Below are 25,589 nucleotides of genomic sequence, written 5' to 3' on the forward strand. Positions count from 1 at the left end.
GCCGCTAACATCAGGGAGCAAGCTCCCATCTGTCCGCTCGACTTGCATGTATTAGGCACGCCGCCAGCGTTCGTCCTGAGCCAGGATCAAACTCTCCGATAAAGTAGTTTGACTGACTACGCACATCACTGTGCGATTTTATAATAAAACTTGAATTAACAGGTACGTTTTGTCTTGTTTAGTTTTCAAAGATCATTTATGCCGCTTAACGAAGCAGCTTTATTACTATATCATTTCACTTCTTTTATGTCAACACCTTTTTTAAAAGGGTTAATGAAGCTTTTATTTGTTGTCAGCTGTTCATCAGCGACGAATAATAATATAACACGGATATTATCAAATGGTCAACAACTAATTTAATCAGTTTTAAAGAGACTTTTATCAGTTATATTCGTTTGGCCAGGCACATAAGATGTAACACAAGAATGATGGACAAGATAAGGAGGCATCATCAGTGAATCACTTCTATGTGTGGCACATAAAACGCGTTAAACAATTTATCATTATACTTATCGCCGCATTTGCTGCAGCCAGCTTTTTTTATATCCAAAGAGCTGTCCCGCTCCCTGTGTTTTCGACTGACAGCGGACCGAAAGCCATTTATAAAGGAGAAACAGATTCAAAAGACATTGCTCTTACCTTTGATATCAGCTGGGGGGATGAAAAAGCCGAGCCCATTCTTAATACCCTGAAAGCCAACGGCATCAAAAACGCTACGTTTTTTCTTTCCGCTTCTTGGGCCGAGCGCCACCCGGACACGGTGGCTCGCATTGTAAAGGACGGCCATCAAATAGGGAGTATGGGTTATGCTTATAAAAACTATGCAAATCTAGAGGATAGTGAAATAAAAAAGGACATTAACCGTGCGCGCACCGCCTTTGAAAAATTAGGAATCAAAGACATACGGCTCCTAAGACCTCCTACCGGTCAGTTCAATAAAAATGTCCTATCCATCGCAAAGCAGTATAACTATACAGTCGTTCACTATAGTGTGAACTCCCATGACTGGACGAATCCAGGCGTTGAAAAAATCGTCGATAATGTAAACCGTCAAGTTTCAGGAGGAGACATTATTCTTTTACACGCCTCAGACTCAGCTAAACAAACAGAAGAGGCCCTGCCTGAGATTATCCATCATATGAGAGAAAAAGGTTTAAAAAATGTCAACGTGGGAGATCTCATTGCAAACACAGATGCTAAATCAGCCGAGGTAAAATAAATTATTTCTCTGCAAACTTCGGCAGCATCAGCAATTGAAAAGCATTACACGCCATTAACGGAAAGAGCATTAAGTAAAGCCAGTCCTCATCATTTACTCTGAGCGCAGGAAACCATTCCAATGCAGTGATCACAACCATTAAAAATAAAGATGACACAAACGTTTTCTTTGAGGACTGCTTTTGTTTTATATACGCGGTAAGCAAACCGAAGATCAATAAAAATAACGGCAGCCAAGCATAGCCAGCCATTGACTCTCCTCTATCTCCGAAAAATAAAAACCGCACGTACATTAAATCAAAAGCGACAAACAGGATGAAAAACAGCTGCAGTAAATTCCATAAAGATGAAGATTTTAATATTTCGAGTGCAAACCGGTGAACTGTTAAAAACACGAAAAAGCCCATTTGACTGATGACACTAAAAATCATGCCGACACCGATAAACCAAAATAAAACAGAGAAAATCTGGCCCGCTTCAAAATTCAGAAACAGCTCCTTATATCCCCCCCATTTTAAAGCAAAACCCACAACACTTGTGACAACCGCTCCGACAGCTAAAATAGAAAAGAAAAAACGAACTAAGCCACGGCTTTTCATTTCTTTATTCAACCCCTCAAAAATCGCAGATCGCGATATTTTGTTATGTATAATTCCAACCGGATGAATCATATTAAAAGTAAGATAAGTATGTGAAAGGAGCTTAAGCATGTCAAAAGCCAAAACGCTATTGATGGGCTGTTTTTTGATATTATCTGTAACAGCTTGCGCTCCAAAAGACCAAGCAGCGGATATGGATTATGATCAGACCAAAAAAATGGTTGTTGATATATTAAAAACAGATGATGGAAAGAAAGCAATTAAGGAATTATTAAACGATGATGCGATGAATGAAGCACTGGTGATTGATCAGGATGCCATTAAAGGAACAATAGAAAAAACACTCACCTCTAAAAAAGGTGCGGATTTTTGGAAAAACATCTTTGAAGACACTGAATTTGCGGAAAGCTTTGCTAAAACACTTCAAACAGAGCATGAAAAAGTAATTAAAAAGCTGATGAAGGATCCGGATTACCAGAAAATGCTGATGAGTGTTATGCAGGACCCGGGAATGAATAAAAAATACAGCGAACTGGCAAAAAGCCAAGAATTCCGCAGTTATTTAGAACAAGTAATTACCGAAACACTTTCTAGTCCGCTTTACAAAAAACAGTTCGAAGATGAACTGAAAAAAGCAGCAGCAGAAACCGCTAAAGAAGGTGAGTAAAGGGAAGCCGGGATCAAAAAATCCCGGTTCGCCTTTTTATATTTGCACTTCCATTTTTTCAACGACTTTTTTTGCAATGTCATGATATATTTCACCGATTGGATGGCTTTGGTCATAAACAGACGGAGCAAATTGGTCTTTATCCCAATCAGGCTGTTTTAACGGTATTCTGCCGAGCAAAGGCACTTTAAGCTCCTCAGCAAGTTTATCTCCGCCGCCTTTGCCAAAGACATATTCTCTTTCCCCGGTCTTTGCACTTTCATAATAAGCCATGTTCTCTATGACGCCAACGACCTCATGATCTGTTTTAATAGCCATAGACCCCGCTCTGGCCGCAACAAAGGCTGCAGTCGGGTGCGGCGTTGATACGATAATTTCTTTACTGCTCGGAAGCATCGTATGTACATCAAGTGCGATGTCCCCTGTTCCTGGCGGAAGATCGAGAACGATATAGTCTACTTCTCCCCATTCTACTTCGTGGAAAAAGTTGTTGAGCATCTTGCCCAGCATTGGCCCTCTCCAGACGACAGGAGCATTTTCTTCAACGAAGAAACCCATCGACATGACCTTTACACCGAAGCGTTCAACAGGAAGCAGTTTGTCTCCTTCAATTGTTGGACGCACTGTAATGCCCATCATATCCGGCACACTAAAGCCGTAGATATCCGCGTCAATTAAACCGACCTTTTTCCCAAGCCGAGCCAGAGAAATAGCAAGGTTCACTGACACAGTTGATTTGCCTACTCCGCCTTTTCCGCTCGCTACAGCAAGGAAAACCGGCGGGTTATCCATATTTAACAATGTTTTGTTCTCTGTTGACGGCGCCCGAAATTTCGCAACTGTTTCTTCAGGCAGCTCTTCAAATCGAAGGCCTACCGTCTCAGCGCCTGCCCCTTTTAAGACATTTACGATTTCTTGCTGAACCTGCATTTGTTCTGCTGTTCCGGTTTTTGCAAGAGCCACTTTTACACTGACATGCCGTTTTTCAGGCTTTATTTTTACTTCCTTAACGGCATCCAATTCTCCCAGAGGTCTTTGAAGAAAAGGTTCGCGCATTTCACCGACTAGTTTTCTTACTTCATCTTCTCTTATCATCGAACCTCACCCTTTTGTGTATTCGTTTACAAACATTATTATATCATACATAAACAGCAGGTGTCTTTTGCTTAGAACCATGAGAAAACCCTCCTTTACTCCGGAGGGTCGCCTTTTTCTGTAAAGTATCTCAATATCCCTTTATATATGGAAGATGCCACTTTGTCCTGATATTTCGGTTTCCCCAGCATCTTTGCTTCTCCAGGATTGGATAAAAAACCGACTTCCACAAGCGCACCTGGTTTTGTGACGTTTTGCATTAAGTAAATACCATGAATTCGTTTTGCTTTTCGGGTTGTATTCTCCAGGTTTGTTCTCAACTCATCCTGAATGTATTTTGCAATTTTCTCGTTTTCCTCGTATTTTCCGTAATAAAAGCTTTGGGCTCCGCTCCATTTTTGTGACGGGATCGCATTAAGATGAATGCTAAGGTAGAGCTCAGCCTCTGAATTGTTAATTAAGTTCACTCGCTGTCTTAAGTCTTCCGCTTTTCGTTTACTATAGCCTCTTGTCCCTTCAGGAGCTAGATCGGTGTCACTTTCTCTAGTCATAATCACCAGGGCCCCTTGTTCCTGAAGATAATCCCTGACTCTGAAAGCCACTTCCAGGGTTATATCCTTCTCTAACAGCTTGCCGCCCACTGCCCCTCCATCCGGCCCGCCATGACCTGGATCAAGATAAATAATTTTCCCGCTCAAAGGCAGACTCCACGGATTCCAAGAATCGTTATTGCTGAATTGATACTTGAATAGAAACAGTAATACGATGAAGCCTAGCATAAAACTGAGCCATTTAAGCTTTTTCCTCATCCCTTCCCCTCCCGCTTGTCCGTTATTACATAAGTATGGGACAGGGTCGGGAAATATGATTAACGCATGCGAAGCTTACATTGTTTTTCTCTTTGGACAAACCCTTCTGTCCACCAGTCTTTGATGAATTTTCGTGCAGCTTCATAAACTGTGTTTTTATCAAACGTTGCGTATTGCTCATGTGTCCAATGATAAAGGTATTCAAAAAACTCCATACGAAGCTCTTCTTCTTCCCTAGCAGAGCGGGCACTAACACTTTGCATAGATTCTCCATAATACCCGAAAACCCCGAAACGCCCGCCTAACAAATAAGCTTCTATCGCAAAATCAATACAGCCTTCACTAATAACGTCCCTTTCATCCTGCAAAAATGGAAATAATGGAGTAAGACAGGCCTTTACAGACTGAATGATTTGTCTAAGTGAGAGTTCTTTGAGCAAGTTTTTTTCTAATTCAAAATCCTTTTGGCGTTTCACATCCATAAAAGACAGTACCTCTGCCATACAAATTCACTCTCCTTTTACCGGTTATTTTGAGGTTTGGGAGGTGAAACCATGCCCAAATTCGGTTGGAAATTCGCCCAAATGAAGGTGTCGATAACTTGAACATATGAAAAAGAGTGTAAAAAAAGCAGCTTTCTGCGGGGGAGGGAACTTATGTTCGTTCATGAGAGCAGAGGCAGCACAATAATAAAAGGCAGCTCCCTCTAATAGGTCGCTGCCTTCATACTTTAATGCTTCTTGTTGCAGAATATGTATTAATGTATTGATCCAATACAAAACCGCCTTTATCTTCATAAAAACCAGTGACAATAAAACCGGCGTCGAGCTGTCCCTTAATTTGATCTTCTAAGGAATGCCCGAATTCCAGAGCTTCATTATTTTCAATCAGCTTTTTTACCTTATGTTTTGGAAGATCTTCTGAGTCGGCGTATGGAATAGAGTGCTTTACTTTTAAAACGCCCTGCTCTTCTAATTCAATGTCAAACAGAAAAACAACTGGATTAACAAATCCTGAAATTAAAACGCCATTTCTTTTCAGCACGCGGTTCGCTTCTTTCCAAACCGGCAGGATATCTTCAACAAAAACATTGGCAACTGGATGTACGATGAAATCAAATGATTCATCTTCAAATTGACTGAGATCATCCATACTTCCTTTAACGGTGCGTATGGTCAAGCCGTCGCGGTCAGCAACCATTCTGTCCTGCCCCAGCTGCTGTTCTGAGTTATCTAAGACGGTGACATCCGCTCCGGCTGCCGCTAAAACCGGGGCCTGCTGTCCGCCTCCTGACGCCAAACAAAGCACCTTCAAGCCTTTTACAGGAGGAAACCAATCCTTTGGCACATTTTTCATAGGGGTTAACCTTATATCCCAATTCCCTTTTTTCGCTTGTTCAATGACATGCCGCTCTACAGCAACAGTCCATTCATTGCCTGTCTCTACTTTTTGATCCCACGCTTTGCTATTATGATCTACTAACGCATTCATGAATCGTTCTCCTTACTTTAGTGTTTAGAGTATAACAAATATTTCTAGATTGATACCGCTTTCCCTTTGCATATTCAGAAAAAAATTCATAAAACCGCAATAAATTGACAAAGGAGCTATGTGATTTTATTGCTAGTGATTATAATATCACTTTTTCAAATCAAATTAATGGAACAGCACTTGATGCCGGTATTACGTTTTTCATTGCCCTATGGCATTTGAGCACTTCTGTAAGACTCACTTCAGCACTAGACGTTTCTTTCTGCGATGCGAATTGGTATTTGAACGGTTCCGTGTTTCCAAAAACGAGTTGAAAATCCTTCAATTTGTGATAACAAACCATTTTAGCGATAAATGCGTATGCCATTTGTAAGGTCGTTTGAATGCAGCACGCAGAGGCGCACTATTTATGAAGATGCTGATACACCAACCATAGCGTTTGAATTCATTGTTCGTTTACAGGGGCTCAACATAGATCATTGAAGCACCTGAAAGGTGACACATTTTGGGCTGGTAGCCGTGAAAAGCTTAAGCTATTCGGAACCTTGTGAGAAAGACCAGCTTTTAAAGGCGGTCGTTTTATCAAACAAAAAATGGATGCCTGTTTAATCGCTTCTGCTTTAATTCTTAAAAGAAAATAAAAAAGCCCCCAACCCATGGTTGAGAGCTTTGAAACGTAAAATTAACGTTTTGAGAACTGAGGTGCACGACGAGCGCCTTTAAGACCGTATTTTTTACGTTCTTTCATACGAGCGTCACGAGTCAGAAGACCTGCACGCTTAAGTGTTGCACGGTATTCTGGATCTGCTTCAAGCAAAGCACGAGCGATACCATGACGGATTGCTCCAGCTTGACCAGATAAGCCGCCTCCATGTACGTTTACTAAAACATCATAAGTGCCAGCTGTTTCAGTCAAAGTTAATGGTTGTTTGATATCTTCGATTAGAGCTGGAGATGGGATGTGCTCGCTGATTTCACGATTATTAACGACGATACGACCTTCTCCTGGAACTAAGCGCACACGCGCTACAGAACTTTTACGACGGCCAGTACCGTAATATTGAACCTGTGCCAAATTGGTAACCTCCTTTTTAATTAACCGCGAAGTTCATAAACTTCAGGTTTTTGTGCTTCATGTGGATGCTCAGAACCACGGTATACGTTCAATTTTTTGAACATTTGACGACCTAGAGAACCTTTTGGAAGCATGCCTTTGATAGCAAGCTCAAGCATTTTCTCAGGGTAGTTTGTACGCATTTCAAGAGCAGTTCTTGATTTTAATCCGCCTGGATGTTGAGTGTGACGGTAGTAGATTTTGTCAGTTAACTTTTTACCAGTTAACTCGATTTTTTCAGCGTTGATGATGATCACATGATCTCCAGTATCAACGTGTGGTGTGTAAGTTGGTTTGTGTTTTCCGCGAAGGATAGCTGCAACTTCTGAAGAAAGACGACCTAAAGTCTTGCCAGCAGCATCAACAACTAACCACTTGCGTTCAATAGTACTTGCGTTAGCCATAGGTGTTGTACGCATTGAATTTCCCTCCTAAATGATCTGTCATTTTCAATAAACTTCGATTACGTTCTATTTCACAACACAATAAGTTCCGGGGCTTATCGTGGGGTTGAAATACATACCATATGATATCTTATAACTTTATGCAGACTCTGTCAAGAAAATATTATACACCTGGTTTAGTTGTCATAGTAAACGTTCCATAAGTACAGTCCGTGTCCCGGTGCTGTGCGCCCTGCTGCTTCGCGGTCCTTCGCTTCCAGCATGGATTTCACATCATCAGGAGAAATTTTTCCAATACCTGCATCCAGCAAAGTACCTGCAATAATTCTGACCATATTATATAGGAAGCCGCTGCCTGTGATCCGCATTTGCAGGCCGTCATCAGTCTCAGTCCAATCGAGTTCGTAAATCGTTCTCACTTTGTCCTGCACTTCCGTTTTAGCCGCACAAAAGCTTGTAAAATCATGTGTTCCTAAAAGATGCTTTGCCGCTTCTCTCATGTTCTGCACATTGAGGCGATATGAAAAATGGTAAGCGTAATGCCGTTTAAATACGTCCGGGTGTTTCTCCGTGTATACAAAGTAGCGATATTCCTTTTTAACTGCGCTAAATCGTGCATGGAACCCATCATCCGCAATTTCTGCTGTTTTGACTGCAATATCGTCCGGAAGCAGTGCATTTAAAGCATATGGCCATCTCTCAGCCGGAATAGAGAGCGGTGTATCAAAATGAATCACCTGTCCGGCTGCATGAACCCCGCTGTCCGTCCTTCCAGAGGAAACGACCGGGATTCTGTCTTGTGACTTATGCAGGACAGCCAGCGCCTTCTCCAGCTCATCCTGAACCGTTCTTTTACCCGGCTGTACTTGATATCCTTTAAACAAATGTCCGTCATAAGAAATCGTGCATTTCAGTCTCATAAAGCACCTCTAAGCCCTTAAGAAAAATAACAGAGCAGCCAATATGAACAAGCTGACGATGACAGAAGTATCCTTTGCCGTCCATACAAGCTTTCTGTATTTAGTGCGTCCCTCTCCGCCTTGATAGCCTCTTGCTTCCATTGCAACTGCAAGCTCTTCAGCACGCTTAAACGCACTGACAAAGAGTGGGACTAGCAGCGGTACAATTGCCTTCACTCTGTCTTTAAGCGGTCCGCTTGTAAAATCAACGCCTCTCGCCATCTGAGCCTTCATAATCTTATCTGTCTCCTCCATCAAGGTTGGGATAAACCGTAAAGAGATCGACATCATAAGAGCCAGCTCATGAACAGGAAGCTTCAATTTTTTAAATGGGTTGAGCAGCTGTTCCATCCCATCGGTAATCTCAATAGGTGTTGTTGTCAGCGTTAATAGAGTTGTCATTAAAATCAGGTAGACGAACCTAAGGGAAATGAAGATCCCTTGCACTAAACCGCCCTCATAGATCTTGAAAAAGCCAAGTTCAAAAATGACCGGCCCTTCATGTGTCATGATAATATGAAGCAGGAATGTAAAAAGAACAATCCAAATGATCGGCTTTAGCCCTTTCATCAAAAAGGAAAAAGGAACTCTTGTTAAGGAAACAACGCATGCTGTAAATAAACCAAGCACCGCATATGTCTGCACATTATTGGCCAGGAAAACGATACAGACAAACAAAAAGATCGTAACCAGTTTTGTTCTTGGGTCAAGCCGGTGCACAAGTGAAGAACCCGGCACATACTTGCCGATAATCATGCTGTCCATCATAAGGTTTTTCCCCCCTGAAAAAGAGCACGGATTTCAGCAGCGGCATCTTCTATTGTGAGCAGAGGTTCTTTAAATTTGACACCAAGTGCGGCTTCCAGCTGTCTTTGGAATTTAATCGTTTCCGGAAGATCCAGCCCCCAGCCGGCCATTTCTTCCCCTTTAGAGAACAAGTCTCTCGGACTGCCTGATGCCTGGATAGTTCCTTTATGCATCACGATCATTTCATCAGCATAGGCAGCCGCATCTTCCATGCTGTGGGTAACAAGAATTGTCGTCAGGTTTCCCCGTTGGTGGAGCTCATAAAACATGTCCATGATCTCTTTTCGCCCTCTTGGATCCAGCCCTGCTGTCGGCTCATCGAGAACAAGCACTTCAGGATCCATCGCAAGCACCCCGGCAATTGCAACCCTGCGCATTTGTCCTCCGCTTAATTCAAAAGGTGATCTGTCCAGAAGCTCTTCAGATAAACCTACAAGCTTCAGCATCTCTCTCGCTTTTTGTTCAGCGTCTTCCTTTTTCACACCAAAGTTCATCGGTCCAAATGAAATATCTTTGAGAACTGTTTCTTCGAATAATTGATGTTCGGGGAATTGGAAAACGATTCCGACTTTTTTCCGGAGGGATTTAAGCTCTTTATTCTTTTTTCCTGCCTGTATAACGGTACTGCCTAATGAAATATGCCCCTTTGTAGGCTTCAGGAGACCATTCAGGTGCTGAAGAAGAGTGGATTTACCGGAGCCTGTATGCCCTATTACGGCCACATAGCTGCCTTCCTTAATCGATGCATTGATATCATACAGGGCAAGGCGCTCAAACGGCGTCTTTATCTGATAGCGATGCTCTACATCTTTGATTGTAATGTCCATAGCTCGTTCACCAGCCCTTCCTGAGTCAAATGATTTTCTTCCAAAGCCAGTCCATTTTCTCTTAAGAGCTGGCTGAGCTGGAATGAGAAGGGTAAATCAAGCCCGATTCGAACAAGTTCCTTATTCAATTTAAAAATTTCCTCAGGCGTACCCTCGGCATATTTCTTACCGCCATTCATGACAATGATTCTGTCAGCTTTTGCTGCCTCATTCAGATCATGTGTAATCGAGATGACAGTTGCCATGCCTTGCTCTTTTAAATGTCTTACCGTTTCAAGCACTTCTTCTCGCCCGATCGGGTCAAGCATGGATGTTGCTTCATCTAAGATAATAATATCAGGACGTGCGGCAATAATCCCTGCTATCGCAACTCTCTGCTTTTGGCCTCCGGAGAGATGGTGCGGCTCTTGATCAAGAAAATCCTGCATGTTGACCTGTTTGACAGCCCAATCTACTCTCTCAATCATTTCTTCCCGCGGTACACCATAGTTTTCTAAACCAAAAGCCACATCATCGCGAACTGTTGTTCCGACAAATTGGTTATCCGGATTTTGAAAGACCATTCCAATCTTCTTACGCACTTCCCACACTGACTCCTCTGTCAGTTGAATTCCAGCAACCTTTATGTCGCCTGATTCAGGAAGGATTAAACCATTCAATGCCCGGGCCAGTGTTGATTTCCCTGAACCGTTATGACCTACAATTGCAAGCCATTCACCCTCATACACCTGCAGGGAGACGCCATCTAGTGCTCGTCTTTCTGCGTCTTTCCGATATCGAAAAACGATATCCTCTACCGATATCAACTGATTTTGATTCACGGACAACCGGCCTCCTCTCAGCTCATACTCTGCTTGTCTCTTTATTGAAAAAGTTGCAGTATCTAAAAAAAGGGCATAGATCCAGTTAGAAACTGTCCCGCCCTTCTTTAGATACACAAAAATATGTGATTAAACCAATTCGATAATTGCCATTGGTGCTCCGTCACCACGGCGAGGACCAAGCTTCATAATACGTGTGTATCCACCTTGGCGCTCCTCGTAACGAGTTGCAATGTCAGAGAATAATTTTTGAAGTGCATCTTGGTTATTTTCTTCGTTAGCAACCTCGTTGCGGATGTATGCAGCAGCTTGACGGCGAGCGTGAAGATCACCGCGTTTGCCAAGCGTGATCATTTTTTCAACTACAGAGCGAAGTTCTTTCGCACGTGTTTCAGTTGTTTCGATTCTTTCGTTGATGATCAAATCAGTTGTAAGATCACGAAGCATAGCTTTACGCTGTGCACTCGTACGTCCTAGTTTTCTGTATGACATGTGATGTCCCCTCCTTTATTGGAATGCTTTTTCTGAATTATAAACACACGAAAATCCTAGTTCACAAGGGAAACTAGTCAATCGTCTTTGCGAAGTCCGAGTCCAAGTTCTTCTAGTTTCGCTTTCACTTCTTCAAGTGATTTACGTCCTAGATTACGAACTTTCATCATATCTTCTTCCGTCTTGTTCGCAAGCTCTTGAACCGTGTTGATACCCGCACGCTTTAAGCAGTTGTAAGAACGAACAGAAAGATCCAATTCTTCAATCGTCATTTCAAGAACTTTCTCTTTTTGATCTTCTTCTTTTTCAACCATGATTTCAGCATGCTGAGCTTCGTCAGTTAAACCAACGAATATATTAAGGTGTTCAGTTAAAATCTTTGAACCAAGCGCAATCGCTTCTTTAGGTCCAGTGCTTCCATCAGTCCAAACATCAAGTGTAAGTTTGTCATAGTTTGCAACCTGGCCTACACGAGTGTTCTCTACTTGATAAGATACACGAGAAACTGGCGTATAGATTGAATCGATCGGAATCACGCCGATAGGCTGATCGTCTCTTTTGTTTGCGTCAGCAGGCGTATACCCACGTCCTCTTTGAGCAGTAAGGCGAACTCGGAAACTCGCATTCTCACCAAGAGTCGCGATATGAAGATCAGGATTTAAGATCTCTACATCACTATCGTGTGTAATATCAGCTGCTGTTACAGTTCCATCACCCTGTACATCAATTTCTAGCGTCTTCTCTTCATCAGAGTAGATTTTCAATGCAAGCTTTTTAATGTTTAAGATAATCGTTGTAACATCTTCCACAACGCCTTCAATTGTCGAGAATTCGTGCAGTACACCATCTATCTGGATTGATGTTACAGCGGCACCAGGGAGTGAGGATAAGAGGATACGACGTAAGGAGTTACCCAGAGTTGTACCATATCCACGCTCAAGTGGCTCTACGACAAACTTACCAAATTTGGCATCGTCGCTGATTTCAACCGTTTCGATTTTTGGTTTTTCAATCTCGATCATTACTTAAAACCCTCCTTCAAAACGTCGAAACCTCGAATAGAATCATATGAGATTCCATCCGAAATTCCCCATTGTTTAGTCCCGTATGTGCTCAGGCAACGAGTCGGTGCATTCGTTTAATAAATAACTGTATCATAACCCATTATTGACAGGGACACAAAATCTATACAAACAAATTACACGCGGCGACGTTTTGGTGGACGGCATCCGTTATGAGGAACAGGAGTTACGTCTCTGATAGCAGTGACTTCTAATCCAGCAGCTTGAAGCGCACGGATAGCAGCTTCACGACCTGAACCAGGGCCTTTTACAGTAACCTCAAGAGTTTTAAGTCCATGTTCGATTGAACCTTTAGCAGCTGTTTCTGCAGCCATTTGTGCAGCAAAAGGAGTAGATTTACGAGAACCTCTGAATCCTAGAGCTCCGGCACTAGACCAAGAAAGAGCATTACCATGAGTGTCAGTGATCGTAACGATCGTGTTATTGAAAGTTGAACGAATATGAGCAATTCCAGACTCAATATTCTTTTTCACGCGACGTTTACGCGTGTTAGATTTACGAGCAGCAGCCATTGTTTAGGTACCTCCCTTACTTATTTTTTCTTGTTAGCTACAGTACGACGCGGACCTTTACGAGTACGCGCATTGTTTTTAGAGTTTTGTCCGCGAACAGGCAAACCTCTGCGATGGCGGATTCCGCGGTAGCTTCCGATTTCGATCAGACGCTTAATGTTAAGAGAAACTTCACGGCGAAGGTCACCTTCTACTTTCAGTTTGTCAATAACATCACGGATTTTACCAAGTTCTTCTTCAGTAAGATCACGCACACGAGTATCTTCTGAAACACCAGCCTCTTTCAAGACTTGCTGAGCCGTTGTGCGGCCAATTCCGAAGACATATGTTAAAGAAATAACAACACGTTTGTCACGTGGGATATCTACACCAGCAATACGAGCCATTCTCTGGGCACCTCCTTATAAATTATCCTTGTTTTTGTTTATGCTTTGGATTTTCACAGATCACCATTACTTTTCCTTTTCTGCGAATAACTTTACATTTTTCGCAGATTGGTTTAACTGATGGTCTCACTTTCATGTGTTTCCAACCTCCTTCAGTTTCCGGAGTGCTTTATTTGTAACGGTACGTAATCCTGCCACGAGTTAAGTCATATGGAGATAATTCTACCGTAACTTTGTCTCCAGGTAAAATGCGAATGAAGTGCATGCGGATTTTACCAGATACGTGAGCCAAAACAGTGTGTCCATTTTCGAGTTCAACTTTGAACATCGCGTTTGGCAATGTTTCGACTATCGTACCTTCCACTTCAATTACATCGTCTTTCGCCATTCAAGTGTTCTCCCTTCTTCAAATCAGTAACTTGCTTTCTGACAAATTTCAAAAGAGAAAATCTCAGTTTTCCGTTTGTCACACGCCCTGTTTCGTTTATACTGTTCTGAACTTCCGGAGATACGCAATCATAAAGGGTTAAATGATTGATATTCTATTTCTTAGGAGAATGAAATGTACGCTTTTCTCCGTCTGCTATTAGTACATGATGATTACAATTCCACCGACAACGGCAAGATGAATTCGCTCCTGCCAATGTTAACCGAACTTTCTGCCCTATCAAGCCGGAAAAACATCTGCCTTCGGAATGATGTCATCATCTAGACTTTTGTCAGTATATCAAAACCCGTTTCCGTAATCGCAATTGTATGTTCAAAATGAGCACACTTTTTCCCATCTACCGTTACAACCGTCCAGTTATCAGCCAAAGTTTTCACATAGCGGCTGCCAGCGTTCACCATAGGTTCAATAGCGAGAACCATGCCAGGTTTAAGCCGTGGTCCTTTGTTGGGCGGACCGTAATGAGGAATTTGCGGGTCCTCATGCAAGTCTTGACCAACACCATGTCCGACATACTCCCTAACAACTGAAAACTGCTCATTTTCGACATACGTTTGTATTGCGTGGGAAATATTCGACAAACGTTCACCTGGTTTTGCTTCCTGCAAGCCTTTATATAAAGATTCCTCTGTCACTTCCAGAAGTTTTTTATCATCATCACTGATGTTTCCTACCGGATATGTCCATGCAGAGTCACCATGATAACCATTTAATTTAGCACCGATATCAATACTGATGATGTCACCGTCACGCAACACCCTGCTGCCAGGAATGCCGTGAACGAGCTCTTCATTCACTGATACGCAAATGCTCCCGCGAAACCCATTATACCCCTTAAAAGATGGGATTGCACCCTGCTTCTTAATAAAACGTTCGGCAATTTGATCCAATTCTTTTGTCGAGATTCCTGGTTTAATGTGCTTTTTTAACTCTTCGTGAGTCAAAGCCACGATTCGCCCTGCCTCCCGCATGATACCAAGTTCACGTGGGGTTTTACAGATAATCATTTTTTTAATCCTCCAAGAAGATCCTTCACATCTGCATAAACATCTTGAATGTCCTGCTGGCCATTCACGTTTACAAGATAACCTTTCTCAGAATAGAAATCGAGTAAAGGCTGAGTCTGCTTCATGTTTACCTCAAGCCGTTTAGAGACTGTTTCCTCATTATCATCTGCCCGTTGATAGAGTTCGCCTCCGTCTTTATCACAAACACCCGGCGTTTTCGGCGGATTAAAGACTAAATGATAGGTTGTGCCGCAAACACTGCAAATTCTGCGTCCAGTCAGACGTTCCATTAAAGAATCTTTATCAACTTTAATGTTAATGACATAATCAATCGGCTTGCCGTATTCTTCAAGAATTTCTTCAAGAGCTTCGGCTTGAGCGACTGTTCGCGGAAATCCGTCCAGAAGAAAACCTCTTTCACAATCATCTTTGCCAAGTCTTTCTTTGACAATTCCAATTGTGACTTCATCAGGTACGAGCTCACCCTTATCAATATAAGATTTTGCTTCGAGTCCGAGTGATGTTTCCTCTTTCATAGCAGCACGGAACATATCTCCTGTTGAGATGTGAGGTATTCCATAATCCTCAACAATTCGTTCGCCCTGTGTACCTTTACCGGCACCAGGAAGCCCCATTAAGACTAAGTTCATTCGGATTTCCCCCGTCCTCTCTTAATTAAGAGGGAATGGATAAATCCATTTCCTCTAGTTTTTCATAAATCCACGGTAGTTTCGTTTCACCAACTGGCTTTCTAGTTGTTTCATTGTCTCCAAGGCTACCCCGACAACAATTAACAAAGATGTTCCGCCAATTTGTGCACTTTGAGGCAATCCAGCGAATTGAATGAAAAAGATAGGAAGAATGGAAATCACGGCTAAGAATAAAGCACCCACAAACGTAAGTCGATACAAAATGCTCGTAATTCTATCTTGAGTCATTTTCCCTGGACGAACCCCCGGGATATAGCCACCCTGTTTTTTAAGGTTATCAGCCATTTGTTCAGGATTAACCTGGACAAAAGCATAAAAGTACGTAAAGGCAATAATTAACGCAACATATATAGTCATCCCCACCGGATGAGTATTGTCAAAGTTGGCTTGAATCCACTTTGTCACATCGTTTGTTCCAAAGAATGACGCGATCGTACGCGGTGTTATTAAAAACGCAACCGCAAAGATTACTGGAATAACACCGGCAGGATTCACTTTCAATGGAAGGTGAGTAGACTGACCTCCGCCAGCAGGTGAACGACCTGTGCCTTTAGCATATTGAATCGCAATTTTCCGTACAGCTTGCTGAATGAAAATAACTCCAACAATAACTGCTAAAATCGCAATCACAAGAAGAGCGACTTTCACAATATGAATAAACAGCTGATCGTTGCTACCGACAAATTGAGTCTCATATATTTGTCCAACCGTTTTCGGAATACTAGACACAATCCCCGCGAAGATAATGATCGATATTCCGTTGCCTACTCCATGAGATGTGATTTGTTCTCCAAGCCACATTAAAAAGGCAGTTCCGCCAGTAAGTACTAAAGCGATGATCAGATATGTGGATACGCCGGATTTTTCAATCAGCAATCCGTTAGCCAAATTGTTAAATCCGTATGACATACCCAACGCTTGGATAAATCCAAGGACAATCGTAAAGTATCTTGTGAACTGAGCCAATTTACGGCGGCCGACTTCACCCTGCTTAGACCACTCAGTAAACTTCGGCACAACATCCATCTGAAGCAGCTGGATGATGATTGAAGCTGTGATGTAAGGAGTAATCCCCATTGCGAAAATAGAGAATTGGTAAAGCGCACCGCCGCCAAATGTATTAAGAAGATCAAATACTCCCATTTGAGACTGTGCCTGTAACACATCAGCGTTAACATACGGCACAGGAATAAACGCACCTATGCGAAAGACGATAAGCATGAGTAAAGTGAATATGATTTTATTCCGGATATCACTCACACGCATAAAGTTGGAGATTGTTTTAAACAAGTTAGATCACCTCAGCTGTACCGCCAGCAGCTTCAACAGCTTCTTTCGCAGAAGCAGAGAATTTATTGGCTTTTACAGTTAATTTTTTCTCTAATTTACCGTTGCCAAGAATCTTTACTCCTGCATTAAGTTTGCTTATAACACCAGTCTCAAGAAGAAGTTCAGGAGTGACTTCCGTTCCTTCTGCAAAACCGTTCAATTTGTCTAGGTTGACTACAGCGTATTCCTTACGGTTAATGTTAGTAAAACCGCGTTTAGGAAGACGTTGGAATAAAGGCATTTGTCCCCCCTCGAACCCTGGGCGTACACCGCCGCCAGAACGAGCGTTTTGACCTTTGTGACCTTTACCAGCTGTTTTACCGTTGCCAGAACCAATACCACGACCTACGCGATTACGCGTTTTGCGTGAACCTTCTGAAGGTTTTAATTCATGAAGTTTCATTAGGACACCTCCTTATCCGATCAATTATTTTTATTGTTCTTTAACAGAAACTAAATGAGATACTTTATTAATCATACCACGAATCGCAGCGTTGTCTTCATGAACAACAGTTTGGTTTGTTTTCTTTAAACCAAGTGTTCTCACAGTAACGCGTTGATCTTCCGGGCGACCGATTACACTTCGTTTGAGGGTAATTTCTAATTTAGCCATTAATATTCCCTCCTTATCCTAACAGTTCTTCTACAGATTTTCCACGAAGCTTCGCAACCTCTTCAGCACGCTTAAGTTCACTTAAGCCTTGAAGTGTTGCACGAATCATGTTGATCGGTGTGTTAGAACCTAAAGACTTAGAAAGGATGTCAGCTACACCAGCAAGCTCAAGTACCGCACGTACAGGGCCTCCAGCGATAACTCCAGTACCTTCAGAAGCAGGTTTTAACAAGATGTTACCTGCACCGAAACGTCCGATGATTTCATGTGGAATTGTAGTTCCAACCATTGGTACTTCAATTAAATTCTTTTTCGCATCTTCAACAGCTTTGCGGATCGCTTCTGGTACTTCTTGTGCTTTACCAGTACCGAATCCTACGTGTCCGTTTTTGTCACCGACAACGACTAGAGCTGCAAAGCGGAAACGACGACCACCTTTAACAACTTTCGCTACGCGGTTAACCGTAACTAAGCGTTCTTCTAACTCTAATTTGCTTGGGTCAATACGACGCATAATCATGTGTCCCTCCTTCTTTTATTAAAATTTAAGTCCAGCTTCACGAGCGGCATCAGCCAAAGCTTTTACACGTCCATGGTATAAGTATCCGCCACGGTCAAATACTACGTCAGAAACGCCTTTTTCAGCAGCGCGTTTTGCAACTAATTCTCCAACTTTAGCAGCAGCTGAAGTATCTCCAGTGCTTTCAACGTTCAAGTCTTTATCGAGAGTAGATGCACTAGCAAGTGTTACACCATTTACATCATCGATGATTTGAGCGTAAATGTGCTTGTTTGAACGGAAAACGTTAAGACGCGGTCTTTCAGCAGTACCAGAAAGTTTAGCGCGAACACGAGCGTGTCTTTTAAGACGAGCAGCATTTTTGCTAGTTTTCGTAATCATCTAGGTCACTCCTTTCTTCACTTTAAGCGATCTTACTTAGCAGATTTACCTTCTTTACGGCGAACAACTTCACCTTCGTAGCGGATTCCTTTACCTTTGTAAGGCTCTGGAGAACGGACAGCGCGAATGTTAGCAGCAATAGCTCCTACACGTTCTTTGTCTGTACCTTTAACGACTACTTTAGTTTGAGAAGGAACTTCGATATCGATGCCTTCTTCAGGGACGATCTCAACAGGGTGAGAGTATCCAACGTTTAAAACAAGTTTATTTCCGGATTTAGACGCACGGTAACCGACACCGACTAATTCCAAACCTCTTTCAAATCCTTTAGATACGCCTTCCACCATGTTGCCAAGCAGACTGCGAGTCGTACCATGCAGGGCACGGTGCTCTTTTTGATCAGAAGGACGAGCGACTGTAAGCACATTGTCCTCTATTTTAATCTCCATATCAGGGTGAAACGTACGAGTTAATTCTCCTTTTGGTCCTTTCACAGCTACAGTATTGTTATCGTTTAACGTTACTGTAACATCAGAAGGAATCTCAAGTAGCTTCTTACCTACACGAGACATACCAAACACCTCCATTCATGTTAAACTTTTTACCAAACGTATGCTAATACTTCTCCACCAGCTTGTTTTGCACGGGCTTCTTTGTCCGTTAAAACGCCATGTGATGTAGAAAGAATTGCGATTCCTAGACCGTTAAGTACACGTGGTACTTCATTAGATTTAGCATAAACACGCAAACCAGGTTTGCTGATTCTTTTAAGACCAGTGATTACGCGCTCGTTATTTTGTCCGTATTTCAAGAAAACGCGGATGATACCTTGTTTACTGTCTTCTACGAACTCAACGTCACGAATGAAACCTTCACGCTTTAAAATTTCAGCAATTTCTCTTTTCAATTTAGAAGCAGGAATTTCAAGCTTCTCATGACGTACCATGTTTGCATTACGAATACGAGTCAGCATATCTGCAATTGGATCTGTCATAACCATTATATAATTACCTCCTTCCCTTTCTTGGGGATTACCAGCTGGCTTTTTTCACGCCAGGAATTTGTCCTTTATATGCAAGCTCACGGAAACAAATACGGCAAAGTTTAAATTTACGAATGACTGAATGCGGACGTCCGCAGCGTTCACAGCGAGTGTACTCTTGTACTTTAAACTTTGGTGTACGTTGTTGTTTCGCAATCATTGACTTCTTAGCCACGATTTCGCCTCCCTTTCATTGATTATTTCTGGAACGGCATACCTACTTGAGTTAATAGCTCACGAGCCTCTTCATCAGAATTAGCAGTCGTTACAATAACGATGTCCATTCCGCGAACCTTTGTTACTTTATCGTAGTCAATTTCAGGGAAGATTAACTGTTCTTTGATACCAAGTGTGTAGTTACCGCGACCGTCGAAAGATTTTTTAGAAACCCCGCGGAAGTCACGTACACGCGGTAAAGATACAGAAATAAGTTTATCAAGGAAATCATACATGCGCTCTCCGCGAAGAGTTACTTTCGCACCGATAGGCATTCCTTCACGAAGACGGAATCCAGCAATTGATTTCTTCGCACGAGTAACGACAGGTTTTTGACCTGCGATAAACGTTAATTCTTCAACAGCACTGTCGATTGCTTTTGCGTTTTGAACAGCGTCACCAACACCCATGTTGATTACGATTTTTTCAATTTTAGGCACTTGCATAACTGAGTCATAGTTGAACTTAGTCATTAAAGCAGGTGCAATTTCTTTATTGTACTTTTCTTTAAGGCGGTTCATGAGATAGACCTCCCTTCCTTTAATACTATTTATCTAGAACTTGCCCAGATTTTTTTGCTACACGAACTTTTTTGCCATCTTCCACTTTGTATCCTACGCGAGTCACTTCACCTGTTTTAGGATCGAGCGGCATAACGTTTGATACATGAATTGGCGCCTCTTGATTAGAAATACCGCCTTGAGGGTTAGCTTGAGTTGGTTTAGAGTGTTTCTTTACCATGTTAACACCTTCAACTAAAACGCGGTCCTTTTTAGGGAAAGCAGCAAGGATTGTTCCTTGTTTGCCTTTATCTTTACCAGAGATAACCATAACTTTATCGCCTTTTTTTACATGCATCCTGATCGCACCTCCTTGAATAAGGCATTTATTTCATTAGATAACTTCTGGAGCTAGAGAAACAATTTTCATAAAGTTGTTTTCACGCAATTCACGAGCAACCGGTCCGAAGATACGAGTTCCACGCGGGCTCTTGTCGTCACGGATGATAACACATGCATTCTCATCGAAGCTGATGTATGAACCGTCACTTCTGCGCGCTCCGCTTTTAGTGCGAACGATAACAGCTTTTACGACTTCACCTTTTTTGACAACGCCTCCTGGTGTTGCTTGTTTAACCGTGCAAACAATTACATCACCAATGTTAGCTGTTTTACGACCAGAACCACCAAGAACTTTAATAGTAAGTACTTCACGTGCGCCAGAGTTGTCAGCTACTTTTAAACGAGTCTCTTGTTGAATCATTATTTGTTACCTCCCTTCGGAAAAAAGAATTCCGAACTTTATTAGATAATAACAGCTTCTTCGACAACTTCAACTAGACGGAAACGCTTAGTTGCAGACAATGGACGAGTTTCCATGATCTTTACGATGTCACCGATTTTCGCTTGATTATTTTCATCATGTGCTTTGAATTTCTTTGAGTATTTTACGCGTTTACCGTAAAGTGAATGTTTCTTGTATGTTTCAACAACAACAGTGATGGTTTTATCCATTTTGTCAGAAACAACACGGCCTTGGTAAACTTTGCGTTGGTTACGTTCGCTCATGCTCACGACCTCCCCTCAGTGATTATTTATTAGCAGCAATTTCTCTTTCACGAATCACAGTTTTCATGCGCGCGATAGCTTTGCGCACTTCACGAATGCGAGCAGTATTTTCAAGTTGTCCTGTCGCTAATTGAAAGCGAAGATTGAAAAGTTCTTCTTTAAGAGACTTTACTTTTTGTTCAATTTCAGCAGTGGTAAGGTCACGAATTTCATTAGCTTTCATTTGATTCACCACCAATTTCTTCACGTTTTACGAACTTCGTTTTAATTGGCAATTTGTGAGATGCAAGACGAAGTGCTTCACGAGCAACCTCTTCAGACACACCAGAAATTTCAAATAAAACTTTGCCCGGTTTTACAACAGCTACCCAACCTTCTGGAGCCCCTTTACCGGATCCCATACGTACCTCAAGTGGTTTAGCAGTGTAAGGTTTAGAAGGGAAAATTTTGATCCAAACTTTACCGCCACGTTTCATGTAACGAGTCATCGCAATACGGGCAGCTTCGATTTGACGGTTAGTGATCCAAGAAGCTTCTAGAGCTTGGATACCGAACTCACCGAAATGTACTTCAGTACCGCCTTTCGCACGGCCACGCATTTTTCCGCGATGCTCTCTGCGATATTTAACGCGTTTAGGTAATAACATATTATTTTCCTCCTTCCTCAGTTTTCTTCTTAGTAGGAAGAACCTCTCCACGATAGATCCAGACTTTTACACCAAGCTTACCGTAAGTAGTGTCAGCTTCAGATGTTGCATAGTCAATGTCCGCACGCAATGTGTGCAATGGAACAGTTCCTTCACTGTAGTATTCAGAACGAGCGATATCTGCACCGCCAAGACGACCAGAAACCATTGTTTTCACACCTTGTGCTCCAGCACGCATTGTGCGTTGGATTTGTTGTTTCTGCGCACGGCGGAAAGAAACACGGTTTTCTAATTGACGAGCGATGTTGTCAGCAACTAGCTGTGCATCAAGATCTGCTCTTTTGATTTCAAGAATGTTAATGTGTACACGCTTGCCAGTAAGGCTGTTAAGGGCTTTACGAAGTGCTTCGACTTCAGAACCGCCTTTACCGATAACCATACCAGGCTTAGCTGTGTGGATCGTAATGTTAACACGATTTGCTGCGCGCTCGATTTCAACTTTAGAAACAGAAGCGTCAGAAAGTCGTTTGCTAATGTATTCACGAATTCTTAAATCTTCGTGCAGGAAGTCAGCGTAATCTTTACCAGCGTACCACTTAGATTCCCAATCACGAATGACTCCGATACGAAGACCGACTGGATTTACCTTTTGACCCACTACTTATCCCTCCTTCTTTTCTGATACAACGATTGTAATGTGGCTCGTACGTTTGTTGATTTGGCTCGCACGTCCCATAGCACGTGGGCGGAATCTTTTTAACGTAGGGCCTTCGTCAACGAATGCTTGAGAAATAACCAGGTTGTTAGCGTCCATTTCATAGTTATGCTCAGCATTTGCAATAGCGGATTTTAATACTTTCTCGATAATTGGAGAAGCAGCTCTCGGTGTTAGGTTCAAGATTGACACTGCTTCACCTACTTGCTTGCCTCGAATCAGGTCCATTACTAGACGTGCTTTACGAGGAGCAATACGGACTGTTCTTGCAACAGCTTTAGCTTGCATTTAAAAGCCTCCTCTCTTAGCGTCTTGTTTTTTTGTCATCACTAGCATGACCTTTGTACGTACGAGTTGGAGCGAATTCACCCAACTTATGCCCTACCATATCTTCAGAGATGAATACAGGCACGTGTTTACGTCCGTCATAGACTGCGATTGTGTGACCAATAAACTGTGGGAAAATAGTAGAACGACGAGACCAAGTTTTTACGACTTGTTTCTTGTCTGTTTCATTTAATTTCTCGATTTTTGTCATCAAGTGTCCATCGACAAATGGTCCTTTTTTCAAGCTGCGAGCCATTTTGGAACCTCCCTTCGTGATTGCACTACGGTCCGAAGTGAACCGTAGACAACCCCGTTATTTATTTTTGCGACGACGTACGATAAATTTATCAGATTTGTTCTTTTTCTTACGTGTCTTGAATCCAAGAGTTGGTTTGCCCCATGGAGACATTGGTGATTTACGTCCGATTGGCGCACGTCCTTCACCACCACCGTGTGGGTGATCGTTAGGGTTCATTACAGAACCACGAACTGTTGGACGGATGCCTTTCCAGCGAGAACGTCCAGCTTTACCAATGTTGATAAGTTCGTGCTGTTCGTTACCTACTTGACCGATAGAAGCACGGCAAGCAGAAAGAATCATGCGAACTTCTCCAGAGTTAAGACGTACAAGAACGTATTTACCTTCTTTACCAAGAACCTGAGCAGATGTACCAGCTGAACGTACAAGCTGTCCGCCTTTGCCAGGTTTTAATTCAATGTTATGCACAACTGTACCAACAGGGATGTTGATAAGTGGAAGTGCATTACCTACTTTGATGTCAGCTTCTGGACCTGACATGATTTCAGTACCCACTTGAATTCCTTTTGGAGCAAGAATGTAACGTTTTTCTCCGTCTGCATAGTTGATTAGAGCGATGTTAGCTGAACGGTTTGGATCGTATTCAACTGTAGCAACGCGTCCAGGTATACCATCTTTATCGCGTTTGAAGTCGATAACACGGTATTGGCGTTTATGTCCGCCACCTTGGTGACGTACAGTCAATTTACCTTGGTTGTTACGTCCGCCTTTTTTGTGAAGGGGAGCAAGCAAGGATTTTTCCGGCTTGTCAGTCGTGATTTCAGCAAAATCTGAAGTTGTCATGCCACGACGTCCATTAGAGGTCGGTTTATACTTTTTAATCGCCATTTTGAATTTCCCTCCTTCTTTTTACAGATAATTAAGCTTCAAAAATTTCGATTTCTTTGCTGTCTGCAGTAAGTTTTACGATCGCTTTTCTGCGACGGCTAGTCATACCAGTGTAGCGTCCAACACGTTTTGATTTACCTTTGTAGTTCATGATGTTGACTTTGTCAACTTTCACTCCAAAGATGCTTTCAACCGCGTCTTTCACTTCTGTTTTGTTAGCTCTTACATCAACTTCAAAAGTATATTTTTTTTCAGCCATTAAATCAGCAGAACGTTCAGTAATGACGGGGCGCTTTAGAACATCACGAGGATCTTTCATTATGCAAGCACCTCCTCTACTTTTTCAACCGCTGCTTTTGTAATCAGAAGCTTCTCGTGGTTGACAACGTCTAAAACGTTGATTCCGTTAGCTTCAACTACAGTAACTCCAGGAATGTTGCGAGCAGATAAAGCTACTGCTTCGTTAGCATCTGCAGTTACGATTAAAGCTTTTTTCTCAACAGATAATCCTTTAAGGATAGCTGCCATTTCTTTTGTTTTAGCCGTATCAAGAGTAAGATCTTCAAGTACGATGATGTTGTTGTCGTTTACTTTAGAAGACAATACTGATTTGATTGCCAAGCGGCGAACTTTTTTAGGTAATTTATAAGAATAGCTGCGTGGTGTTGGGCCGAATACGACACCACCTCCGCGCCATTGCGGTGAACGGATAGAACCTTGACGGGCACGTCCAGTACCTTTTTGACGCCATGGTTTACGACCTCCGCCGCGTACTTCAGAACGATTTTTTACTTTGTGAGATCCTTGACGTAAGGAAGCTCTTTGCATAAGAATAGCGTCGAATACAACACTTTCATTTGGCTCAATTCCAAATACAGAAGCGTTTAATTCGATGTCACCAGCAGTAGAACCGTTTTGGTTGTATAATGCTACTTTTGGCATGATCAATTTCCTCCTTTCCTAAGAGAGTTATTTAGATTTAACAGCACTTTTAACAGTGATTAAAGATTTTCTCGCACCAGGTACGTTACCTTTGATCAAAAGAAGATTGCGTTCCGCATCAACTTTTACGACTTCAAGGTTTTGAACAGTGATCTGCTCTCCGCCCATACGTCCAGGTAATAATTTACCTTTGAATACACGGTTAGGATCTACAGGTCCCATTGAACCAGGACGACGGTGGTAGCGTGAACCGTGAGACATAGGTCCGCGAGATTGTCCGTGGCGCTTGATCGCACCTTGGAAACCTTTACCTTTAGATACTCCTGTTACATCTACAATTTCTCCAGCAGAGAAAATTTCAACCTTGACTTCCTGACCAACTTCATACGCATCCATTTCCACTCCGCGTAATTCTTTTACGAAGCGCTTAGGAGCAGTTTCCGCTTTAGCAACGTGTCCTTGTTCAGGTTTGTTAGAAAGCTTTTCGCGCTTGTCATCAAAACCAAGCTGGATTGCTTCGTAGCCGTCGTTTTCAGCTGTTTTCTTTTGGAGAACAACGTTCGGAGCAGCTTCAATAACAGTTACCGGAATAAGATCACCGTTTTCTGCGAATACTTGCGTCATACCAATTTTTCTTCCTAAGATTCCTTTGGTCATTCGTCACACCTCCTATTAAGATCATTCTATATTTTAG

Annotated in this window: 42 protein-coding genes, 1 rRNA gene and 1 pseudogene; 2 read left to right on the plus strand and 42 right to left on the minus strand. The window is 42.3% G+C overall.

All coding sequences use genetic code 11. The features are described 5' to 3' along the window. Positions 1-102 (minus strand): 16S ribosomal RNA (locus UJ203_RS19905); the annotation flags it as partial. A 352-nt stretch (positions 103-454) separates the two neighbouring features. On the opposite strand from UJ203_RS19905, the gene pdaB reads away from it, so the two are divergent. Further along, positions 455-1,219 carry a polysaccharide deacetylase family sporulation protein PdaB gene (pdaB, locus tag UJ203_RS19910; protein ID WP_044153389.1) on the plus strand — a complete coding sequence of 255 codons (765 nt, stop codon included), beginning with the start codon at positions 455-457 and terminating at the stop codon, positions 1,217-1,219. A 1-nt stretch (position 1,220) separates the two neighbouring features. On the opposite strand, the gene kbaA is transcribed toward pdaB, so the two are convergent. Further along, positions 1,221-1,817 (minus strand): KinB-signaling pathway activation protein, encoded by a 597-nt coding sequence (kbaA, locus tag UJ203_RS19915; RefSeq protein WP_322013482.1) that lies wholly within the window; start codon positions 1,815-1,817, stop codon positions 1,221-1,223. A gap of 109 nt (positions 1,818-1,926) precedes the next feature. Between kbaA and gerD the strand changes: the two genes are divergently transcribed. Continuing rightward, on the plus strand, positions 1,927-2,484 hold the full coding sequence (gene gerD, locus UJ203_RS19920) for a spore germination lipoprotein GerD (protein ID WP_010332792.1): 558 nt from the start codon (positions 1,927-1,929) through the stop codon (positions 2,482-2,484). Between the two features lie 36 nt (positions 2,485-2,520). On the opposite strand, the gene salA is transcribed toward gerD, so the two are convergent. The 40 genes and pseudogenes from salA to rplC all read right to left on the minus strand — a co-directional run bounded on the left by salA (position 2,521) and on the right by rplC (position 25,552). Then, a complete protein-coding gene (gene salA / locus UJ203_RS19925; protein WP_322013485.1) occupies positions 2,521-3,579 on the minus strand; it encodes an iron-sulfur carrier protein/transcriptional regulator SalA in 1,059 nt (352 codons plus the stop codon). A 95-nt stretch (positions 3,580-3,674) separates the two neighbouring features. Next, positions 3,675-4,388, minus strand: coding sequence for an N-acetylmuramoyl-L-alanine amidase CwlD (gene cwlD / locus UJ203_RS19930; protein WP_044153395.1), 714 nt, complete (start codon positions 4,386-4,388; stop codon positions 3,675-3,677). 59 nt (positions 4,389-4,447) lie between these two features. Then, on the minus strand, positions 4,448-4,891 hold the full coding sequence (locus UJ203_RS19935) for a YbaK family protein (protein WP_044153396.1): 444 nt from the start codon (positions 4,889-4,891) through the stop codon (positions 4,448-4,450). A 220-nt stretch (positions 4,892-5,111) separates the two neighbouring features. Continuing rightward, a complete protein-coding gene (locus UJ203_RS19940) occupies positions 5,112-5,879 on the minus strand; it encodes a class I SAM-dependent methyltransferase (RefSeq protein ID WP_105955677.1) in 768 nt (255 codons plus the stop codon). Positions 5,880-6,561: 682 nt separating this feature from the next. Then, entirely contained in the window at positions 6,562-6,954 is a 393-nt protein-coding gene (gene rpsI, locus UJ203_RS19945) for a 30S ribosomal protein S9 (protein ID WP_003225846.1), read from the minus strand. Between the two features lie 20 nt (positions 6,955-6,974). Beyond that, positions 6,975-7,412 carry a 50S ribosomal protein L13 gene (gene rplM, locus UJ203_RS19950; protein ID WP_003241966.1) on the minus strand — a complete coding sequence of 146 codons (438 nt, stop codon included), beginning with the start codon at positions 7,410-7,412 and terminating at the stop codon, positions 6,975-6,977. Between the two features lie 161 nt (positions 7,413-7,573). Continuing rightward, the gene (truA, locus tag UJ203_RS19955; RefSeq protein ID WP_105955678.1) at positions 7,574-8,317 is read right to left on the minus strand and encodes a tRNA pseudouridine(38-40) synthase TruA; all 744 of its coding nucleotides are present in this window, start codon (positions 8,315-8,317) and stop codon (positions 7,574-7,576) included. 9 nt (positions 8,318-8,326) lie between these two features. After that, complete coding sequence (locus UJ203_RS19960) at positions 8,327-9,124, minus strand: energy-coupling factor transporter transmembrane protein EcfT (protein ID WP_322013494.1); 798 nt, start codon at positions 9,122-9,124, stop codon at positions 8,327-8,329. After that, entirely contained in the window at positions 9,121-9,990 is an 870-nt protein-coding gene (locus UJ203_RS19965; protein ID WP_101864929.1) for an energy-coupling factor ABC transporter ATP-binding protein, read from the minus strand. Before UJ203_RS19965 ends, UJ203_RS19960 begins: the two co-directional genes overlap by 4 nt. Further along, positions 9,966-10,811, minus strand: a complete 846-nt coding sequence (locus UJ203_RS19970; RefSeq protein WP_322013496.1) for an energy-coupling factor ABC transporter ATP-binding protein — start codon at positions 10,809-10,811, stop codon at positions 9,966-9,968. The genes UJ203_RS19965 and UJ203_RS19970 overlap by 25 nt, the downstream gene beginning before the upstream one ends. Before the next feature lie 129 nt (positions 10,812-10,940). Then, positions 10,941-11,303 carry a 50S ribosomal protein L17 gene (gene rplQ / locus UJ203_RS19975; protein WP_003225836.1) on the minus strand — a complete coding sequence of 121 codons (363 nt, stop codon included), beginning with the start codon at positions 11,301-11,303 and terminating at the stop codon, positions 10,941-10,943. Positions 11,304-11,380: 77 nt separating this feature from the next. Further along, the gene (locus UJ203_RS19980; protein WP_010332783.1) at positions 11,381-12,325 is read right to left on the minus strand and encodes a DNA-directed RNA polymerase subunit alpha; all 945 of its coding nucleotides are present in this window, start codon (positions 12,323-12,325) and stop codon (positions 11,381-11,383) included. Between the two features lie 176 nt (positions 12,326-12,501). After that, a complete protein-coding gene (gene rpsK, locus UJ203_RS19985; RefSeq protein ID WP_010332782.1) occupies positions 12,502-12,897 on the minus strand; it encodes a 30S ribosomal protein S11 in 396 nt (131 codons plus the stop codon). A 20-nt stretch (positions 12,898-12,917) separates the two neighbouring features. Further along, positions 12,918-13,283, minus strand: a complete 366-nt coding sequence (gene rpsM / locus UJ203_RS19990; RefSeq protein ID WP_003156545.1) for a 30S ribosomal protein S13 — start codon at positions 13,281-13,283, stop codon at positions 12,918-12,920. A gap of 22 nt (positions 13,284-13,305) precedes the next feature. After that, positions 13,306-13,419: a 50S ribosomal protein L36 gene (rpmJ, locus tag UJ203_RS19995; protein ID WP_003156543.1), complete on the minus strand. Its 114-nt coding sequence runs from the start codon at positions 13,417-13,419 to the stop codon at positions 13,306-13,308. Positions 13,420-13,452: 33 nt separating this feature from the next. Next, entirely contained in the window at positions 13,453-13,671 is a 219-nt protein-coding gene (infA, locus tag UJ203_RS20000) for a translation initiation factor IF-1 (RefSeq protein ID WP_003156508.1), read from the minus strand. Next, positions 13,649-13,885: pseudogene (locus tag UJ203_RS20005) on the minus strand (RNA-binding protein); the annotation flags it as partial. The gene infA and the pseudogene UJ203_RS20005, both read right to left, overlap by 23 nt. Positions 13,886-13,991: 106 nt before the next feature. Further along, complete coding sequence (map, locus tag UJ203_RS20010) at positions 13,992-14,738, minus strand: type I methionyl aminopeptidase (protein ID WP_044153406.1); 747 nt, start codon at positions 14,736-14,738, stop codon at positions 13,992-13,994. Beyond that, positions 14,735-15,388 carry an adenylate kinase gene (locus tag UJ203_RS20015; protein ID WP_010332780.1) on the minus strand — a complete coding sequence of 218 codons (654 nt, stop codon included), beginning with the start codon at positions 15,386-15,388 and terminating at the stop codon, positions 14,735-14,737. The genes map and UJ203_RS20015 overlap by 4 nt, the downstream gene beginning before the upstream one ends. Before the next feature lie 54 nt (positions 15,389-15,442). Further along, positions 15,443-16,738, minus strand: a complete 1,296-nt coding sequence (gene secY / locus UJ203_RS20020) for a preprotein translocase subunit SecY (RefSeq protein ID WP_044153408.1) — start codon at positions 16,736-16,738, stop codon at positions 15,443-15,445. Between the two features lies 1 nt (position 16,739). Then, the gene (rplO, locus tag UJ203_RS20025; protein WP_003225819.1) at positions 16,740-17,180 is read right to left on the minus strand and encodes a 50S ribosomal protein L15; all 441 of its coding nucleotides are present in this window, start codon (positions 17,178-17,180) and stop codon (positions 16,740-16,742) included. A gap of 30 nt (positions 17,181-17,210) precedes the next feature. Continuing rightward, positions 17,211-17,390 (minus strand): 50S ribosomal protein L30, encoded by a 180-nt coding sequence (gene rpmD / locus UJ203_RS20030; protein ID WP_003156497.1) that lies wholly within the window; start codon positions 17,388-17,390, stop codon positions 17,211-17,213. Positions 17,391-17,403: 13 nt separating this feature from the next. Continuing rightward, positions 17,404-17,904 (minus strand): 30S ribosomal protein S5, encoded by a 501-nt coding sequence (rpsE, locus tag UJ203_RS20035; RefSeq protein WP_003156493.1) that lies wholly within the window; start codon positions 17,902-17,904, stop codon positions 17,404-17,406. A gap of 24 nt (positions 17,905-17,928) precedes the next feature. Next, positions 17,929-18,291 (minus strand): 50S ribosomal protein L18, encoded by a 363-nt coding sequence (rplR, locus tag UJ203_RS20040; RefSeq protein ID WP_044153410.1) that lies wholly within the window; start codon positions 18,289-18,291, stop codon positions 17,929-17,931. Positions 18,292-18,323: 32 nt separating this feature from the next. Next, the gene (gene rplF, locus UJ203_RS20045) at positions 18,324-18,863 is read right to left on the minus strand and encodes a 50S ribosomal protein L6 (RefSeq protein ID WP_010332777.1); all 540 of its coding nucleotides are present in this window, start codon (positions 18,861-18,863) and stop codon (positions 18,324-18,326) included. Between the two features lie 29 nt (positions 18,864-18,892). Continuing rightward, a complete protein-coding gene (rpsH, locus tag UJ203_RS20050; RefSeq protein WP_010332776.1) occupies positions 18,893-19,291 on the minus strand; it encodes a 30S ribosomal protein S8 in 399 nt (132 codons plus the stop codon). Between the two features lie 31 nt (positions 19,292-19,322). After that, a complete protein-coding gene (gene rpsN / locus UJ203_RS20055) occupies positions 19,323-19,508 on the minus strand; it encodes a 30S ribosomal protein S14 (protein ID WP_003156488.1) in 186 nt (61 codons plus the stop codon). Positions 19,509-19,530: 22 nt separating this feature from the next. After that, positions 19,531-20,070 (minus strand): 50S ribosomal protein L5, encoded by a 540-nt coding sequence (gene rplE / locus UJ203_RS20060; RefSeq protein ID WP_044153413.1) that lies wholly within the window; start codon positions 20,068-20,070, stop codon positions 19,531-19,533. A gap of 25 nt (positions 20,071-20,095) precedes the next feature. After that, positions 20,096-20,407, minus strand: coding sequence for a 50S ribosomal protein L24 (gene rplX / locus UJ203_RS20065; protein WP_003156486.1), 312 nt, complete (start codon positions 20,405-20,407; stop codon positions 20,096-20,098). A 36-nt stretch (positions 20,408-20,443) separates the two neighbouring features. Next, positions 20,444-20,812, minus strand: coding sequence for a 50S ribosomal protein L14 (gene rplN, locus UJ203_RS20070; RefSeq protein WP_003225805.1), 369 nt, complete (start codon positions 20,810-20,812; stop codon positions 20,444-20,446). A 41-nt stretch (positions 20,813-20,853) separates the two neighbouring features. Then, a complete protein-coding gene (gene rpsQ, locus UJ203_RS20075) occupies positions 20,854-21,117 on the minus strand; it encodes a 30S ribosomal protein S17 (RefSeq protein ID WP_003178345.1) in 264 nt (87 codons plus the stop codon). Between the two features lie 22 nt (positions 21,118-21,139). Continuing rightward, entirely contained in the window at positions 21,140-21,340 is a 201-nt protein-coding gene (gene rpmC / locus UJ203_RS20080; protein WP_003156482.1) for a 50S ribosomal protein L29, read from the minus strand. Continuing rightward, a complete protein-coding gene (gene rplP, locus UJ203_RS20085; protein WP_003225801.1) occupies positions 21,330-21,764 on the minus strand; it encodes a 50S ribosomal protein L16 in 435 nt (144 codons plus the stop codon). The genes rpmC and rplP overlap by 11 nt, the downstream gene beginning before the upstream one ends. Position 21,765: 1 nt before the next feature. Further along, entirely contained in the window at positions 21,766-22,422 is a 657-nt protein-coding gene (rpsC, locus tag UJ203_RS20090; RefSeq protein ID WP_010332773.1) for a 30S ribosomal protein S3, read from the minus strand. Between the two features lie 3 nt (positions 22,423-22,425). Next, positions 22,426-22,767: a 50S ribosomal protein L22 gene (rplV, locus tag UJ203_RS20095; protein WP_003156475.1), complete on the minus strand. Its 342-nt coding sequence runs from the start codon at positions 22,765-22,767 to the stop codon at positions 22,426-22,428. Between the two features lie 16 nt (positions 22,768-22,783). Continuing rightward, positions 22,784-23,062, minus strand: coding sequence for a 30S ribosomal protein S19 (gene rpsS, locus UJ203_RS20100; protein ID WP_003156472.1), 279 nt, complete (start codon positions 23,060-23,062; stop codon positions 22,784-22,786). A 57-nt stretch (positions 23,063-23,119) separates the two neighbouring features. Beyond that, positions 23,120-23,953 carry a 50S ribosomal protein L2 gene (gene rplB / locus UJ203_RS20105; RefSeq protein WP_003225795.1) on the minus strand — a complete coding sequence of 278 codons (834 nt, stop codon included), beginning with the start codon at positions 23,951-23,953 and terminating at the stop codon, positions 23,120-23,122. 31 nt (positions 23,954-23,984) lie between these two features. Continuing rightward, a complete protein-coding gene (gene rplW, locus UJ203_RS20110) occupies positions 23,985-24,272 on the minus strand; it encodes a 50S ribosomal protein L23 (RefSeq protein WP_003225793.1) in 288 nt (95 codons plus the stop codon). Then, entirely contained in the window at positions 24,272-24,895 is a 624-nt protein-coding gene (gene rplD / locus UJ203_RS20115; protein ID WP_003242004.1) for a 50S ribosomal protein L4, read from the minus strand. The genes rplW and rplD overlap by 1 nt, the downstream gene beginning before the upstream one ends. A 27-nt stretch (positions 24,896-24,922) precedes the next feature. Further along, positions 24,923-25,552, minus strand: a complete 630-nt coding sequence (rplC, locus tag UJ203_RS20120) for a 50S ribosomal protein L3 (RefSeq protein ID WP_059291697.1) — start codon at positions 25,550-25,552, stop codon at positions 24,923-24,925. Positions 25,553-25,589: the final 37 nt, after the last annotated feature.

Source organism: Bacillus sp. V26 (genome assembly GCF_034296245.1).
GTDB classification, from domain to species: Bacteria; Bacillota; Bacilli; order Bacillales; family Bacillaceae; genus Bacillus; species Bacillus halotolerans.